Here is a 16,733-nt window from a genome sequence, read left to right on the forward strand (position 1 = left end):
TATCCCTCAACTTTCATTGGGATTTGCTAAACTTCAAGCCATTGTTTATAGGCTCACTTCCCCAATTTTTATATTCCTAACTCACCCTGAATTCTATTTTTCCTCTGCCTAAAGTGACACAACAGGGCTAAATATATCGGCGTGTACATCTTTGTTAATTGCTGACAAATTCTGTACATTACTGTTTTTTGCTCTGCCGTTGGTTCCAATTTATCATCTCCTGAGAGTAACAGGGACTTGATTGCACTTCATTCTTAAATTTTCATATACGATGTTACGTCTGCGGTTAATTTTTAATCAAATCCTGGCGGTAGTTCTAAAGGTGAGAGTTTGTCTGGTTGGGAAGGTGTAGGTGAATTGGGGTTAGGTAATGTATTGTTACTTGGCGATGAGGTGGGAGAAGTACCGGGGGGTTGTGTTGGTTGTCCTGATGGTGGTGAGGAAATAATAGGAATTTCGGGTTTTGCACCTTCCAGTTGTGGTAATTGTGGTTGATTTGTTGTGGAAATCGGCGGTAGAAAAGTTTCAATGGTGACAGAACGAGTTACTTTTTCACCAGCAGCATTAGTGACTTGTAAAGTAATAGTTTCGCTACCGGGTTGTTGGTTAACTGGGTAAGGTATTGTACCGTTACGTGGGATATCTCCTGGTGCGGGAAGGAGTTCAACTTTAATATTATTGCTACCTTCTACTTTCCAAGATAAGTTGAGCATTTTGCTAGGTTTACCTTGATTAATTAATATGGGATATTTTGGTAATGGGTTATTACCATCAATTTTAAATTCGACTATTTTGCTTGGTAAAGGTAAAACCTTAACTAAGTCTGTTTTTTGGGAGAGGCTTGGTTTATCAATGTCGGTTTTGGTAAACACTTGCAGTTCAAATATATAGTCTCCAGCACCGCGATTATTGGCTGGAACATTGCGACAATTTAGTTGATTTTCTTGCTGTGTGCAGAAAGCCTTGAGTGTGTCGGGAATATTTTGGCTGAGATCATAAATTTGTTGTGGACTGTTAACTAAATTTTCAGGCGATCGCCCAACTACTCGCAATTGTTTTATTCTATCTAAATCATTGATTTTCCAATTGAGGTGAACTACATCTGGTCTGATTTTTGTAGAACTAACTTTCACTTCTTGATATACAGGTTGTGCGGGGGCAAATTCGAGGATTTGTGGCGGGGGAATTGGGATAATTCTAATAGTGTTAGTTTTAATTGTGTCGGCTGGCAAATCGGAATTACTTGCGAATGTTTGCAGTTGAAAAGTGTAATCTCCTGGTTTACGCGCCTCGGTAGGAATGTTAGAACAAGTCAACACTGTATTCATCTGACAAAATGGTTGTAGTTCTGTCGGAATTTTACCGTTGAAGGTGTAAACTACAGGTTTGATTGCATCTGTACCATCAGCAAATAAACCCGTAAGAGATAATGTTTGCAATTTTTTCGGGTGGCGAATTTGCCAACTCAAGCGAATAAAATCACCATTAGCTTCTTGATAGGAAGTATCAGATGAGAGAAATTGCAGAATTTTGGGGACTGCGGGAGGACGGAATAACCATAACCAAATCAAAAATCCTAAAACAGCTACAGTTCCCAAGGCTGTTAGCAATACAAGTAAAAATTGCCACCAAGGGCGCGGTTCCCAAATTAAACTTCCTGGTAAAGCCGGATTCGGTAAAGGTATTTGTTGTACATCGACTAATTCAACGCGAAAGTTCAGCAATCTTCCTGCGCCAAATATCGGACGATACCACCATTTCACTGGTGTTACCGTTACTTGTGTCGAAACTTTTTCCCCCGGTAACACTCGCAATGCACTTGGAGAAGTCGTGTAAGTACAAACTTTATCTTCATCGACAGGAACCGCTTGACAAGTTATTTCCCGTACAGTGTTACCTGCATTAGTGAACTTAACTTCAAAAGTTCCACCCTTGCGTCTTACCCGATTTACCACTATTAGCATTTCTGCATTCAGCAGGTAAGAAGGCAAAATTTCCCAATATATGACATCCAGCAACATCAAATCGGGATTGTTAGCAGAGTACAAGCGGATACTGGGATAGTAAAGACCGGCATTTACGCCTAACGGTGGTTGAAATTGTAGTAAAATTTCTCCCTTCTCGCCAGGGTTAAGATTTAAACCCATGTTGGGGATAACAAGTCCTGCGGTTTCCAAACCTTCGGGATAGCAGATACTCAGCCAACCTTCTGGTAAATCGAGACAACTGAGGCGAAATCTGTCTACTCTGTCAGAACGGTTGTGAACATTAACATGAACTTGCAAGATTCCGCCTGGGGGGATTTTGGCAGGCGATCGCGAACTCGTCAGAGGTAGTAATGTAAATGTAGGGTCACTAACTCTAACAACGGTTTCAATTGCAGGTAAAACCTGAATCCGCGCCCCATGTCGAATTGGAGTATCTTCTGGATAGTGTAATGGCGCATCAACAACAATTGAGTAATTGTAAGTGCTAGGAATTGCTGTTACAGGTACTTGAAACTCAAATAACACCTCACCCACAGAATTCGGACTCAGTGCTAACCTTTGTTTAGGCGCATTACACCATTGAATTAATTGCGGCGATAATTCATCAATAAAAATATCAATTAAGGCACTTTCCACCCCTTTATTCGTCACAGTGACATTAATTTCAAACCTTGAACCAGCTTGAACTGCATAATCACCAGAAGGATTGAAAATAATTGCGAGGGGATTACCAGGGGCGAGAGTTTGTTGAATATTTTGCTGCTGAATACCACGTTTAGCTGCTAGATTAATGCGGTATTTCACCTCACCAGAAGTTAATACTTCCTGAATGAAACCTTCTTCAACTAATTCATCTAATAATGCTAAAGTTGCTTGTTGATTTAAATCTAAATGAATTGATACTTGAGCCAGAGTAGCGCTATCAGAACGCTTGATTAGCCATTGCACAATTTTGCGCTTTTGTGGCGGCAGCGTTAATATTTCTGCCATACTCAAACCGAGTCTGGAATTTGTGATTCTCGAATTTGTGGCAGTCATGCTTACCCCCAGTTAAAAAGTAAAAAGGCAAAAGTAAAAAAATATTTTATCTGCGTATGTCGGCTATTAATTAATTCTTATTCTTTACAACCTGCATTATTATCCACATTTCTCATATCCAACCTAACTTTATGATCATCATTACCACTAACTATTAAAATTCGCTTTTTAACTACCTTAATATCCACACTATTAAATTTCTGTCTTTCTTTACGTATTTCCCTACCATTTGGCAAAGCACGTCCACCTTCTTTAGTTAATGGCCACAGCATTACTCGATGATCATCACCACCACTAACTAAATAACAACCATCTCTACTCAAAGCAACCGATCGCACTGCTTTACCACCATGACCATCAGACCATTTATCTATAACTTGACACTGACCATTATTATCACTTAAACATTGTTTCAGATTCCATAAAGTAATTTGTCCCATATTATCTGCTGTTGCTAATATATATGGTTTATATTCCGCACTATCGACACTCACAACATAATCATTTTGACTACCAGGAGGATTATATGGCACTTTCCACAGTTTATTTTGGGGGAAATTCCAAATCGCTAAGTTATTGTATCTACCACCGATTACTAAATTTTGTTTATCATTGCCAGCTAAAGTTAAACTATAAATAGGAAACTTCACATCTTTGCAATCAACAAGGAATTTAACATCTTTGCAACTATCATTTTTTGTTAAACTTTGATGATCACCTAACAGAGCGCTATTGACATCCCATTGCAAGACTAAACCACTACCATGACCACTAAATAAAAAGCGTGAATCTTGACTAAATTCTAAACCCAAAACTCGGTCTGCTTTATCAAAAGAAAAATTGGCTTTTGCTTTTGCATCACCACCAAGTACATCCCAAATTTGGATTTCACCGTTTTCTAAACCTGCTGCAACCACATCATTATCCACAGGTTTATAGCGCACAACCCGTACAGATTTACCTGCACCTTTAGACATTCTGCCATCATCTTGATTAATCAAAGGGTTGCTAAAACCAGCAAGATTCCATCTAATGATACTTTGGTCTTGAGAACTGCTAACAGCGCGATCGCCTACACCATTAAACTGCACAAACGTCACAGAACGACGATGCCCAAAAAATGGATTATTAGGATTGAGCCATGATAAAAACCAGAGTAGATATAACAATAAAATCCCTAATCCCATCTGTAGCCAAGGATGTAAAATAGGGTGAATGATCAATTGTAAATATTGGTTTTCATTATTAATATTAATCTTATGATTTGGCACAACAGCCTTAACTTTAAATCCAAGTTTTTGCTTGAAGCCAAACCACCGCCGCCGCTTACTGACTAATAGTTGTAAATTCTTATTTTCTCCAGGATTTAATGCTAAAAATTCTGGTTGAACTTCCCAAAAACATTTTGGCTGCCCTTCCTCACCTTCTTTCACTTCAATATTTATCTGTTGACTCAAATTGCTGTGATTTTGACACTCAAGTTGATAAGTCGTAGAATTAACTTGTAATTGGGGTAACCAGGGACGAGATGCAGGTATCTGTTGCTTTTCGGGAGTGCATTCAAAATCGATAAATCCAGCAGGATTTACATTAATTATTCCTTCACGACTGCGAGACAGGAGTCCATTAGTATAAGTCGCTTCGATAGTAAAAGGATATGCTTGACTACGTACTTCTTCAGGAATTGGTAATTGGCATAAAAATGATGTTTCTGCTTTAGCACCAGGAGCAACTGGTAACAATATTTCATCACCATTGATTAACCATTGGGTTTTGATTCCAATCGGTCTTAAGGAAACACTTGCAGGAAGTTGACTAGGATTAAAAACCCGCACTGGAATTTTAATTAATCCCTGTGGTTGAGTTGAAAATTCGCGTGTAGGTAGCTCAACCTGCATAGCTACAGCACCAACTCCTGCTTCAACTATCAACCGCAGTAATTGTCTATCTTCATCCCGCAATTCCAGCGAAAAAATGCGAACTATCAGGTTCATTTTACCGATAAAACCAGCGACAGGCGCATTGATAATTGTTACATTAAACTTTGTACTATCTCCTGGCGGATTTTTAGCACTAACAGACGGTGTAATTGTGTACCAATTAGAACCTAAATTTTCACTACCACCAGCAGCAATAATTTCTATTTGAAAAGAAGCAAATTTATTGCTTTCATTAACTACAGTCACTTCAAAAGAAGCTGGTGAACCACCTGGCTGAAAGTGTAATACTTGTGTAGAAATTTTAGTATTAACAAGATTAACTGCCATATAAAAAAGTTAAAAGTAAAAAGGCAAAAGTAAAAAGAATTATTCTAATTTGTTGAAAATGCTTTTTAACGCATCAGGTTTAGTTGAAACAGATGTAATAGTCTGTTGTCTTAATTGAGTCATTTGCTTTCTATTCCAGGCAAAATTGAGAATATTAACACCTAATTCTTGAGCAGTGCGAATTGTTTCCCGTGGTAAAGTTAATTTTTCGTCTAATCCCCAACAAAGTGATAAATCACCAATCACTAAAACTATGCCACCTGCAACTAAAATTTGCATAGGCTTTTGATTAAAAACTGGCATAGCAGCAAATAAAAATGGTTTTATCCGCATCGGGTGATTGCGATCAAGTAGGCGTAAATCTTCTAAAGATGTGCCTAAATTTTCAGTAATTTCCAAAACGCTTTCTAATCTATCAACCGCATCGGTAGGTGATTCAACTAACAAAACTCCACCAGTATCTAAATAACTTTTGAGGTTAGCTAATTCTTGGGGATTGAGAGTTAATGATCTACTACCTGGAAGAAATAGCAAGTCATAATTAACGGCTGAAGTCGGATCTGGAAGTGGAAAAAGTAATCTGTCAATTTGCTCATCTCCCCGCACAGTGTAAGTGAGATTTTCTGCGGAGTTTAATAGATAAGAGAGATTGGCGAAACTATTACCTTCTTTAGTTTCTTGGGTGTCAAGATGCGCCACACGCACAACCGCACTAGGACGCGATCGCGCCACCTTCCGAAAGCGAAAATCTAAACTATTCAAACTCGGATAAAATACATCTTGGGGATTTTGTAGCGTAACTAATCCTGGTTGCAGCAAAATCCGGCATAATTCCACCTCAAAAGTATCCGGTGGAGTAGTTTTTTCATCAATCCGAAAAGTTTCTGGTTCAAACTCACTCACTTGTTTACGTTGTAAACTTTCTGGATCTACATAACGTACAACTAAATAAATCAGTCGGGGTTTTTCTTCTGTAATATCGGCTGATATGTGAAAATCTATTGGTTGGGGAACCACAATCGGATTACCAATCACATCAATTGCAATTCCTGGCTGAATTTGTAACCATCGCCCATCGTTATATTGCGATGGTACATCCTTGGGTGCAGGAATCAAACTTACACCCAAACCGTGAACTATTCCCGGTTCATTGAGGGATTGATAATAAATATTTTGGCGCTGACGGTGATAATCATGCGATCGCTTCCACCGTTCAGCGTTAATCAATAAACCATCTTGAATTTGTAGTCGTTCTAGGGGTTGAATTTCCATAATTAGGGAGGGGAAGTAAACAAGAGACAGGAGGTAGGAGGGAGAATATTTTACTTAACACTCAACACTCAGCACTTTTAACTATTGGCTATTGACTATTCCACGTAAAGTTCGTAGGTACAAAAAGCGGGTTTTTCTTGTTCAATGATGTGACGGACTAATTGTTCATCTACCTGATCTGAACGCTGGGGACGTAGGCGAACTATAAAATGATACGGACGACCGCCACCAATCATCGCATCTTCGCCCAGACGTGTATTGCCTAAAATAAAACCTTCACCTCTAATTTCTTCAATACAAATATGTTTATCAGCTTCTCTTGTAATGTGTTCATCTAAAGGTAAATCTGTATAAAGATGTATATATAAACGTAAACCTCTACGAGTTCCGCGCCAGCGATAAAGTTCAACAGCCGAACGAATTAAATAGCGTTGTCGTTCTAAAGTCCAACGGCGATCAATCGGCCAAGCTACCCAGTGGGCGAGAAAAGGTAACAATGTCTGCGGCGCAGTCATCGGATCTAGATAAGCCCACAAAACATCCAGCGTTTGGACTGAGGGTTCAAAAGCCTGTTCAAAAATTTTCAAGAAACGACCAATAAAGTCAACTTCTCGATAAAGTGCTGGTAAAAATTGCTGGTAGAGACTCCGAGGACGGATATATAAATTCAAACCAGCCGTTTCAACTAATTGTCTACCAGTACCCTCCTCCGTATAATGAACGTGAATCCGACTGTGATAATCCAACACCAAAGACTGACCATTTCCTAACGCTGGATTTTCAAAAAAACTTGCGGGAACTTGGAAATATAAAACCGCATCCATCCGCGATCGCGGCGCAAGTTCGTAACCTTCCATCCCAATGCGACACCACTCAGCCGGAAAATTACCCTCCACCCGCACATTCAACCGCAACATCCGACTACCCAAGTTTTCCAGTTGCAAAACTATCTCACTTGGTTCCGGTGGATGAACCACCAAATCACAACCCGCCCGAACCACATTTTGAGTACTGAATGCTGTCTGAGAAAAATCATCTGCACCCTTACCCATCGCCGATGTTTGGATCGCGTTAGGTAATTGCATTGGAGTTAATTGCAAGTGCAGAATTTGACTACTCATAAATAGTATTACTCATTTAAGATTTATCTCTCCGCGCTCTCTGTGTCTCTGTGGTTCGTAATTTTTCTAACCGCAGAGGCGCAGAGTTCACAGAGGTAAGAGAATTTATTGGATGAGATTAACAACATGTCCAGACCTTAAACGCGTATTTTGCCAAGAACAAATCAACCCCAAAGCCCCAGGATCAATAACTGGATTTTGGGGAAGCGATCGCACCCAACTCGAACCCACATACCGCAATTCAAATAACTGCACCACTCCCAAATACCGCACCGCCGAAAATTGCTGAAACAAATTCACAATATCCGAAGGATACACAGGCCTCCCAAAAGACCAGCCTTTCCCATCTTGTCCTCCAGTAATCGGGTTGAGAAAACGATACAAAGCAACTCGCAATTTCCCTAGAATTTCTTGTTGAGCGGCGGGATGGTTGTATTCTGATTCCAGTGCGACTTCTGTTTGCACCGCCACACCCACATATTCAGGCGCTTGTAATTTAACTTGTATTCCTAATAACCTCCGTTCATCTAAATAAGTGATAATTTGGTCGCGTAATTGTGGGCTAAGGCTGAATAATTCCGGTTCGATACCTTCACTACGATTAATTGCATCTGTATTCGCCGCCGGGACAACCAACAATTTGATTGTTCCGGCTTCTTGTGTAGTTGTAGGTGGTAAGCATCGCACTCGCGCCACCGCACCATCACCCGCTTGTAATGTCAGCACTTCAAAATCTTCGGGAGTCACAGCGCGATCGCGGGTTCGCAGCATCGCCGGAACTCGAATTACTGCATCTTCCAATGATTCCGCATCCGAACCGTTACGCGCTGGTGTATGATTAATCAACTTCGCAACGTAAGGAACCGCATTTTTCGCTACTGTAATTGTCCCTCGTTGCACATTACCTTTTCTTCCTCCACCCGTGCGGTACGCAACCATCCGAATTACCGAACCGCGCGGTGGTACAGCGCCATATTGTCGTTCTAGTTCTTGAATATTAGGAAGATTTCCTACGCCTCTCCTTAACTCAGTTTGTTGCTGGAGTTGTGCTGGTTCTCGAATCACCGGGCCGAACTGTACTGTCCCTGTACGCGAATCTATGGTGTAGTGCAAATCTTGGGGGAGAGAATTGGCAAAATCGCTGACTTCATACCACCTTTGGGGAATTCCCCCCGGCGGTGAAACTAGCAAATATTCATCTTCCCGACGGTTCAATACAGGAACTCCTTGTAATTGAAAAGTCTGTCCGGGTATACCGTTGCTTTCCCCGACAATTTCGTTGCGAATCAGTTCACTTTGACTAGCACCAACAGTCCCACCAATGGATCTAGCTGCCAAACCAATCATGCGCGGTGAACTGCTATATCCTGGTTGATTAGGTTGGGGTGCAGTGTAAACACAACGCAACCAGCGTCCTTGATAGGCGGTAAAGGTTGTTACAGGCCAAGATTGCGGTAAATGCAGCACTATATCTGCACCTTGCAAGGGATTCACGCCTTGGGTAAGCAATTCGCTAAAACTAAAACCCTTGGTGCTGTCGTCAGATTCTTGTAATAGTACTGTTTCCCATTCCACACCATTCCACGCTTCCCAGCGCCGGGGCGGAATATCGGGATTAATCCCTGTAGCTGTGGCGGCTTCTCCTTTAAATTGCAGTGCGAGAACATTACCTTCACACTGAGATTCACCATCAATAACTAAATAAAAGCTGTTTCCTGGTTGGGGTTGTTCTTCAAAAAATGGCAATTCCCTACCGTACCACTCACCATCAGAGCGCATCGTCCATAAATTAGTAAAGCGATCGCGCAAAATTTCTGGTGTTTTATCGGCGGTTTGACAGGTGAGAAAGTGACGAATTTGGGGTTTATCAATTATTAAAGGCCGATCTGTGGTGAATGCGATCGCCTCTTCTGTTTCTGTGCGAATCGTCGCCACCTCCACCCCAGCCGGAATTGTGTAAATATTTGGTAAAGCAGCACTCAAATAAAAAGTAATATCCGCCACAGCAGGCGCAGGTGCTTGTAACCTGACACCTAATAATTCTAAAAATGTAATGTAATTGCGCTTTGGTACTTCGTTAAACCGCAGCAGCATTTGGTCAGTTAACCAAGCAAATAGCTCAATCAGCGTGATTCCTGGGTCACTGGGGTTGTAATTCGTCCATTCTGGACAATAGCGCGGAATCCTGAGAATACACTCATCAACTAAATCTTTAAAAGTGCGATCGTCCAGATTAGACTTTGGTAACTTTGGTAAAAAATCAAATTCCACAATCTTAAAAGTGCTGAGTTAAAAGTGCTGAGTTAAAAGTGCTGAGTGCTGAGTATTAAATACTCCCGCAACTTCCTATCTCTTAACAAATGACCAATGACCAATGACCATTTATTGACCATTCAAATAAAACGGAAATACTAAACTCCGCGAATCGTGCGTATCTTTAGGATGATAATCAATCACAATATCTACCCGACCTCGCAGCGGATCGGGGTCAGCACGCACCGCATCTAAAACGATTCGTGGTTCCCACATTTCCAAAGCTTCTTGGACGTGTAGACGCAAAAGTAATAAAGTTTGAGTATTCATCGGTGCAAAAGTCAACTCTGACAACCGCGAACCAAAGTTAGGGCGATATACACGTTCACCCAAATCGGTACGTAGAATCAGCATCATCGACTCTTCAATGTTGCGTTCTGCTGTACTAAATTGCACACCTCCTTGGACATTTACCCGTAACGGAAAAGACCAGCCCTTACCCAGGTGTTGATTTTGATTGAGCTCTGGCATGGTAAGTAAATAGTGATGAGCAGTCTACGCTACTTTATGCTCATTGGCAAAACGAATACCATTCGCCAAAAGTCGAGTTCAGTATCATGGTGCGATCGCCATCTTCTGTTACAACTGTCTGCAAAGTTAGTGTCGTTATGAAACTAACTTTTGTCATTACGACATTAAGTTCTGTTGTTATGAAATTAAGTTCTGTCGTTATGAAACTAACTTTTGAGTTTATACTCAGCACTCATAGATTATTTGTGGATCGCTCTACTGTTATATTTATCGTATTCTTTTTCCATCTAGTATAAATTCTTTTAAAATTTCCAAAAGGGTAGCGCCAAACTTTTACTTTAAATTTCATGACTAACCCCCGTCAAATAGCTTTTATCGCCCTGCGAGATGTTCATCAAGGGGCTTATGCTGATGTTGCTCTAGACAGAGTGTTGCAAAAATTTAAATTGCCAGATAGCGATCGCCGTCTAGCTACAGAATTAGTTTATGGTAGCGTCAGAAGACAGCGCACCCTCGATGCCTTAATTAACCAGCTTGGCACTAAAAAATCTCACCAACAACCAAAAGACCTGCGTACAATCTTACATCTAGGTTTGTACCAACTGCGCTACCAAGAGCGAATTCCCCCTTCGGCGGCGGTGAATACTACTGTTGAACTTGCTAAAGAAAATGGTTTCCCTGGACTCACGGGTTTTGTCAATGGTTTGTTACGCCAGTATATCCGTCTTGCAGAGAACTCCTCAGAAATCCTGAAATTACCAGAAAATTTAGTAGAACGCTTGGGGATTTTATATAGTTTTCCTGACTGGATTATTCAGGTTTGGTTAGACCAAATTGGGATGGCGGAGACAGAAAAACTCTGTGAATGGATGAACCAAACACCGACAATCGATCTCCGGATCAATCCACTACGCACTAATCGAGAGCAAGTAGAGACAACGCTACAGTCTGCGGGAGTTTTAGCTAGAGAGATTTCCAATTTACCTCAAGCTTTAAGATTAATTAGTAGTAGTGGGCCGATTCAACATTTACCAGGGTTTACTGAAGGCTGGTGGGTTGTCCAAGATGCTACAGCCCAACTGGTGAGTCATGTACTCGACCCCCAACCAGGTGAGGTGGTGATTGATACTTGTGCAGCACCGGGGGGAAAAACAACTCATATCGCGGAATTGATCCAGGATCAAGGCAAAGTTTGGGCTTGCGATCGCACTCCTTCGCGACTACGTAAACTCCAAGAGAATGCTCGACGGCTAAATTTAAAATCAATTGAAATTTGTACTGGCGACAGTCGCAACTTGCCGCAGTTTGATCATACTGCTGATCGCGTTTTGCTAGATGCACCATGTTCTGGTTTGGGAACCTTACATCGCCACGCTGATGCACGTTGGCGACAGACACCCGATTCTGTACAGGAACTCTCACTGCTGCAAAAGCAACTACTATCACATACATCAAATTTTGTCAAAAATGGTGGTTTATTAGTTTATGCTACCTGTACACTGCATCCAGCAGAAAATGAAGAGGTAATTTTGGGATTTTTAGCAGAGAATCCTGAGTGGCAAATTGCGCCTCTGAAAGTTGGTTCGCCCTACTCTGTTTATTCCACACCTCAAGGCTGGCTCAAAGTCTGGCCTCACCGTTGGGATATGGATGGTTTTTTTATGGTGCGCTTAAGAAAAACTAATGATTCCGAGTGATTACTACCGGGGATTGTACGATTTGATGGAAGCCCCAATCTACCATAGGAGGCAGCAATGGTTACTGATTCTAATGTAAAGAACTTAGTTAAAATCCTGATTGGAGCCGCTTGGATTGATGGCATAATTCAGCCAGAAGAACGGCAATATCTCCGCGAAATTGCCCAAGCCAAAGGTTTGGCTACCGATCCAGAGATTAAGCCTTGGCTTTATGAATTGGTACCTGTGCAACCAAAAGAGTGCTATGCCTGGGTGAAAGAATATCTAGGCGATCGCCCTAGTTTGGAAGATTGTGAAAATCTTATTGAAGCCATTAGTGGCTTAATTTATAGCGATGGTGAAGTAGCAATTGAAGAAGCAAGACTCTTGACAAAACTTCAGGAGTTAGCAGAGCTAGATGATTCTGTTCAACCAGTTCATAATGCGTTACTCAAAAAAATTCAAAAGCTTTATCGTCGTTGGGTTGAAGTCCAAAACTAACAATTGTGAGTTATGAGTAGAGACGCGACTGAGCGCGTCTGCATACAAGTTTTGAGTTGCTTGTTCAACTCAGCACGGGCTTGCGCCCCGCTACGCTAACAGGATTACTTAAGACTTCGGTTCACTCAGACCCGGAGTTTCTTCTTTTTCAACCTTGGGTACAAAGTCTGGACGGTCTTTACTTTCCCAACCAACAGGGCGTTTAGAGTTGTACCAAGCAATAGAACCAATGGTAACAGCAGCAATAAAGCCAACTACATACACCAACGTAAAGGCCAAAGGAAAATGACCTCCGCCTGTTGCGACTGAATCTGCTGCCTGCATTAATATATTCATGAGTATATGCTCCTAATTTTACGCAACACTACTTAAGACCCTATAAAACTAGAGTATCACTTACATCCACCTCAAGTTTGAAATAGTTGGTCTTTCACTAGACACAGAGGAGGAGAAAGCTTATGGCAATTCGTAATTCGTAATTCGTAATGACGCTCCTGCGTCGCTAACGCTTACGTAATTCGTAATTAAGAAACTCTTATTTGGTCTGGGTTGTGGGGTTTGAATGTGTTGCCTAATTTTAGAGAATTGGTGTGAGATATCTCCGAAAATGTAGAGGCGTGACATGTCACGTCTCTACAAGGATTTGCTTTGAAACACAATTCTTAGGTGTGGAATAAAACAGTTAATAATGGTATGAACGCCAAAAGAAATCCATGCCAAGATGGCCATTTCATGGTTGGCGTGGGTTCTGGTGGTGTTAGTAAAGCATCTATTCTTTGTTCGAGGCGATCGCCTACGCTAGTACCCAAAGCGGCACAGCAAATCTCGGATTCTGCTAAGACAAAAGTTTGGCTGACAACCAATACTAGTGATTCCGCTAACAGCAATGGATCTACCTGGGACACGGCGTAACTGTCGGCACGGAGTTCGCGCAACACCAGCAATTCTTGCCACAAAGCATTTGTATTGGGCAACCAAGCGGTGCAAGAACGCACCCAACCCAGCCAAAAAAACCAAAATGTATCTCGGTAATAATGATGTCCTTGCTCGTGCGCCAAGACACTTTCAACATGAGCCGGTGAGAGAGTTTGCAGCAGCCCTTGGCTGACTACTAATTCGGGTTGCCAAAAACCAATTTGACCAGCAAACAACGCTGGTGTATTGAGCAGTCTAACTGGTCTACCATCAAGATTGACTAAGGGAGAATGGCGGGCAGATTCTACAGACTGCCAACCTTGTAAAGCTAGTTTAATGCACAAAAAGGCAAAATAACCTAGACCACAAAATGCTAGGTCGTAACTGAACCAGCCTGTGTAGGCTCCACCCATTTTGCCTTGCGGCCCCATAAATAGTAGGGCGATCGCTGTCATAAAAATTAGCAAAGGTGGAAAGAGAAATAAAAATAGCGATCGCCGCCAGCGGTTGTTCCAATTACTTTGAGGATCTGTCCAAGAGCATCTCAATATCCAAGAAACTGTTAAAGCAGTCATAATCATGATTAGATGCATTATTGTTCCTCCCTGGCTTGGCGTGCAGCTTGAATGCGTTTGGCGATCGCTTCTATTTGCTGACTTGCAGTTTCATCAAGACTATCAGCAAAAGCCGCGACTACATCAGGATTACCCACCGCTAGAAATCGTTGTAACTGATCGTGAGCTTTAATTACTTGAGCTTGTTGCTGACTTAGCAATGGTCGCCAATAAAAAGCTCGCCCTTGTTTATCGCAGGCCAGCCAACCTTTTTCTGTGAGCCGCCGTAGAACTGTAGTGACAGAAGTATAAGCTAATTCGCGGTTTGGGTCAGCCAAAATGCGATCGTGTACATCTTTGACTGTGGCTGAACCAAGTTCCCAGATAATATTTAAAATTTCTGCTTCCAAAGGCCCTACAGATAGTTGTTTTGGGCGGTAGTCGGGTAAAGGTGCCATATCGATAATTTAGATACTAGAGGTTGGATTAGCGGATTTGATGCAAAATTCCCCTCTTAGTTGATCAAGATAGAGTTATTATATGTCACCGCCACACTATCCAAGGCGATCGCGCCTCTTAAAAAACCTCCTGTACAACAGCCCAAAGGAGCTTAAGCTATGTTTGCTCTGATATCCCCAGAAAAAATTCAATTACCTCCTGGTTCCGTAGTACGCTTACCTGCTAGTTGGGAGGAATACCAGCGCCTATGTGGACAACGGGGAGATGGTTCAATTCCCCGCATCAAATACCACGATGGAGAAGTACTACTGATGTCGCCTTTACCTGTGCATGGACGAGATGCCAATTTGCTTGCGGATATTGTGAAGACTCTTTTGGATCACGATGGACGGGAATACGATGCGTTTACCCCTGTCACCATGAGCCTACCGGAAGAAAGCGGTATTGAGCCTGATTATTGTTTTTACATCGACAATTGGCAAGCAGTTTCGGGTAAAAAGCGGATTGACTGGAGACAAGATCCACCTCCGGATCTTGTGATTGAAATTGACGTAACTAGTTATTCTGATGTCCAAGATTATCTGCCCTATCGTGTTCCCGAAGTTTGGTTATTCAAAAAGCAGCAGTTATTAATTTACCAATTGCCGGGAACTGATTACCAACTGCAAACTCATAGTTGCTATTTTCCAGAGTTTGATTTGCAAAGCGCTATCGCCCAATGTGTCCAAATTACCTATGAAAGCAACACCAGCGCAGCCATCCGCCATCTTAAACAAGTGCTGTTACCCTACATGTTTACCTTTAGGCGTTCTCGAAAAATAGCCGCTTTGTGTCTGGCTTTGAATAATCAACAATGCCCTAACTCCTCGACAAAGTTGCTTTCACTGACAACAAAAACCCAGGACGTTTGTCCTCATTGGCTTAAATCTTGGTACTACCTCTAGAAAATCCTATTGCTGGAATTGTCATTATGGCCATTAACACAAATTAGAATGTATTTCGACAGTAATATTTAGAGCAGGTGTATCCAGCGCGTGAAGTTATTTGTATACCACACTCCGGAATTGACTCCTACGGATGAAGTTCCAGACTGCGCGATCGCAGTTGATGTCTTACGTGCTACTAGCACAATTGCCACAGTTCTAGCGGCTGGAGGCGAAGCGGTGCAAGTTTTTAGCGATTTAGACAAACTCATAGAAGTTAGCGAACAATGGCCAGCAGAAAAACGTTTACGAGCCGGAGAACGGGGCGGCGCTAAAGTAGCTGACTTTGAACTTGGCAACTCTCCTCTAGACTGCACACCAGAGCTAGTACAAGGTCGTCGCTTATTTATTAGTACCACCAATGGCACTCGTGCGTTACAACGGATACAAAACTCTCCAAGCGTACTAGCAGCAGCTTTGATTAACCGAGCCGCGATCGTGGATTATGTTCTAGAAAAACAACCAGAGACAGTCTGGGTTGTTGGCTCTGGTTGGGAAGGTAGTTTTTCCTTGGAGGATACAGTTTGTGCTGGAGCGATCGCTCATAGTATTGCTAAAAAATCCCAGATGTCACCAGATGAATTAGCTGGTAACGATGAATTGATTAGTGCGATCGCTCTTTACTCCCAGTGGCAAGATAATTTATTAGGATTATTCCATCATGCTAGTCACGGCAAACGCTTGTTACGCCTTGAATGTCATGAAGACCTGAAATATTGTTCCCAGACTGATATTTTAGATGTTCTGCCCATACAACAAGAAATAGGAGTTTTAAAAAGCAAAAATTAAATACTACTCACATACAATCAAACATTCCCAAGCTTTTGTTTCTTGTTGTCTTGGCATCTTTCTGGAACTTTTTCAAAGTTCAATATGCCAAATTTCCTATTCTTTGCTTATCTAGAAGCTTAATCTTTACACGATGCTTGTTCTGTTTGCATTTATCAATGACTAAAAATATCCCTGGTATAAATACCAGGGACAAAACATTAAATTATTTAATACATTGTTTGTTTATTTATAAAACTAATTTAACTAAGATTTGTAGTAGATGACCTCATATAGAAACAAAAACAGTCGCTAAAGATGGCATGAGCTTGTAAAACTCATTATATGCTCGATTTAAGCATTTCAGTCCTTATTTTACACTTATATATCTACTTTATGAATGATTT

Annotated in this window: 12 protein-coding genes and 1 pseudogene; 4 read left to right on the forward strand and 9 right to left on the reverse strand. The window is 41.5% G+C overall.

Features of this window, described 5'->3' with window-relative positions; translation table 11 throughout:
• Nucleotides 1-293: 293 nt before the first annotated feature.
• From IQ259_RS14005 to IQ259_RS14030, 6 genes are all read right to left on the reverse strand, one after another.
• Nucleotides 294-3,026, reverse strand: a complete 2,733-nt coding sequence (locus IQ259_RS14005) for a hypothetical protein (protein WP_193885690.1) — start codon at nucleotides 3,024-3,026, stop codon at nucleotides 294-296.
• Between the two features lie 77 nt (nucleotides 3,027-3,103).
• Nucleotides 3,104-5,293 carry a hypothetical protein gene (locus tag IQ259_RS14010; RefSeq protein WP_193885692.1) on the reverse strand — a complete coding sequence of 730 codons (2,190 nt, stop codon included), beginning with the start codon at nucleotides 5,291-5,293 and terminating at the stop codon, nucleotides 3,104-3,106.
• Nucleotides 5,294-5,332: 39 nt separating this feature from the next.
• Entirely contained in the window at nucleotides 5,333-6,565 is a 1,233-nt protein-coding gene (locus tag IQ259_RS14015; RefSeq protein WP_193885694.1) for a DUF4159 domain-containing protein, read from the reverse strand.
• A gap of 95 nt (nucleotides 6,566-6,660) precedes the next feature.
• A complete protein-coding gene (locus tag IQ259_RS14020) occupies nucleotides 6,661-7,686 on the reverse strand; it encodes a phage tail protein (protein ID WP_193885695.1) in 1,026 nt (341 codons plus the stop codon).
• Nucleotides 7,687-7,791: 105 nt separating this feature from the next.
• Entirely contained in the window at nucleotides 7,792-9,957 is a 2,166-nt protein-coding gene (locus IQ259_RS14025) for a putative baseplate assembly protein (protein WP_193885697.1), read from the reverse strand.
• A 111-nt stretch (nucleotides 9,958-10,068) separates the two neighbouring features.
• Nucleotides 10,069-10,470 (reverse strand): GPW/gp25 family protein, encoded by a 402-nt coding sequence (locus IQ259_RS14030; RefSeq protein WP_193885699.1) that lies wholly within the window; start codon nucleotides 10,468-10,470, stop codon nucleotides 10,069-10,071.
• A gap of 347 nt (nucleotides 10,471-10,817) precedes the next feature.
• On the opposite strand from IQ259_RS14030, the gene IQ259_RS14035 reads away from it, so the two are divergent.
• Nucleotides 10,818-12,167 carry a 16S rRNA (cytosine(967)-C(5))-methyltransferase gene (locus tag IQ259_RS14035; protein WP_193885701.1) on the forward strand — a complete coding sequence of 450 codons (1,350 nt, stop codon included), beginning with the start codon at nucleotides 10,818-10,820 and terminating at the stop codon, nucleotides 12,165-12,167.
• A gap of 57 nt (nucleotides 12,168-12,224) precedes the next feature.
• Entirely contained in the window at nucleotides 12,225-12,647 is a 423-nt protein-coding gene (locus IQ259_RS14040) for a TerB family tellurite resistance protein (RefSeq protein ID WP_193885703.1), read from the forward strand.
• A gap of 108 nt (nucleotides 12,648-12,755) precedes the next feature.
• On the opposite strand, the gene psb35 is transcribed toward IQ259_RS14040, so the two are convergent.
• The 3 genes from psb35 to IQ259_RS14055 all read right to left on the reverse strand — a co-directional run bounded on the left by psb35 (nucleotide 12,756) and on the right by IQ259_RS14055 (nucleotide 14,574).
• Complete coding sequence (gene psb35, locus IQ259_RS14045) at nucleotides 12,756-12,983, reverse strand: photosystem II assembly protein Psb35 (RefSeq protein WP_193885705.1); 228 nt, start codon at nucleotides 12,981-12,983, stop codon at nucleotides 12,756-12,758.
• Between the two features lie 326 nt (nucleotides 12,984-13,309).
• Nucleotides 13,310-14,155 carry a M56 family metallopeptidase gene (locus IQ259_RS14050; RefSeq protein ID WP_193885707.1) on the reverse strand — a complete coding sequence of 282 codons (846 nt, stop codon included), beginning with the start codon at nucleotides 14,153-14,155 and terminating at the stop codon, nucleotides 13,310-13,312.
• Nucleotides 14,155-14,574, reverse strand: a complete 420-nt coding sequence (locus IQ259_RS14055; protein WP_193885709.1) for a BlaI/MecI/CopY family transcriptional regulator — start codon at nucleotides 14,572-14,574, stop codon at nucleotides 14,155-14,157. Before IQ259_RS14055 ends, IQ259_RS14050 begins: the two co-directional genes overlap by 1 nt.
• A gap of 159 nt (nucleotides 14,575-14,733) precedes the next feature.
• On the opposite strand from IQ259_RS14055, the pseudogene IQ259_RS14060 reads away from it, so the two are divergent.
• Nucleotides 14,734-15,357, forward strand: a pseudogene (locus tag IQ259_RS14060) (Uma2 family endonuclease); the annotation flags it as partial.
• A 252-nt stretch (nucleotides 15,358-15,609) separates the two neighbouring features.
• Nucleotides 15,610-16,347, forward strand: a complete 738-nt coding sequence (locus tag IQ259_RS14065) for a 2-phosphosulfolactate phosphatase family protein (RefSeq protein ID WP_193885713.1) — start codon at nucleotides 15,610-15,612, stop codon at nucleotides 16,345-16,347.
• The last annotated feature ends 386 nt before the right edge of the window (nucleotides 16,348-16,733 follow it).

It is taken from the genome of Fortiea sp. LEGE XX443 (assembly GCF_015206815.1).
GTDB lineage: Bacteria > Cyanobacteriota > Cyanobacteriia > Cyanobacteriales > Nostocaceae > Nostoc_B.